The organism is Microbacterium sp. ZW T2_14 (genome assembly GCF_044987405.1).
GTDB lineage: Bacteria > Actinomycetota > Actinomycetes > Actinomycetales > Microbacteriaceae > Microbacterium.
In genome coordinates, this window is the sequence record NZ_JBJDRK010000136.1 from 1 (window position 1) to 584 (window position 584).

At 63.7% G+C, this 584-nt stretch carries 1 protein-coding gene; it reads left to right on the forward strand.

What is annotated here, in order from left to right:
* Positions 1 to 205: 205 nt before the first annotated feature.
* On the forward strand, positions 206 to 584 hold a 379-nt coding region (locus tag ACI3KY_RS20315), incomplete at its 3' end, for a TetR/AcrR family transcriptional regulator (protein WP_404931924.1).

The window sequence follows — 584 nt, forward strand, 5'->3', positions numbered from 1 at the left end:
GCGTGATGGCGACGATGCACAGCACCAGCCATCGGCGCTCGTAGTTCGGATTCAGATCCGGCGCTTCGCGCTCGGAGAGCTGCGACATGTTTCTACCCCACTCGTACTCGTTGATTCTGGGCACGAAAAATGTCCCGAGCAAAAAGGTAGGCGACCCAGAACCAATAGTCAAACGAACTAGTTGGTTGGGGGTATGGTGACCGCCATGAAACCTGACGCCAGTGCGACCCGCGCCCGCATCGTCGTCGCCGCCCGGGACGAGTTCTCGGTACACGGGCTGGCCGGGGCCCGCGTCGATCGGATCGCGGCCGCAGCCAAGGCCAGCAAGGAACGTCTGTACGCCTACTTCGGCGACAAAGAAGCCCTGTTCCGGGCCGTCGTAGAGGACGGGTTCGCGCGGTTCATCGACGAAGTACCCTTCGCCGTCGACGACCTCGGCGGATACGCAGCGCGCGAATACCTGCACCTCGCAGCGCATCCCGAGGAGCACCGCCTCCTGCTGTGGACTCAGCTTCAGGGCGGTATGGCGACCTCGGGCACCGACGACATCCACTCGGTCATCGCCGAGCGACACAGGGCCATGG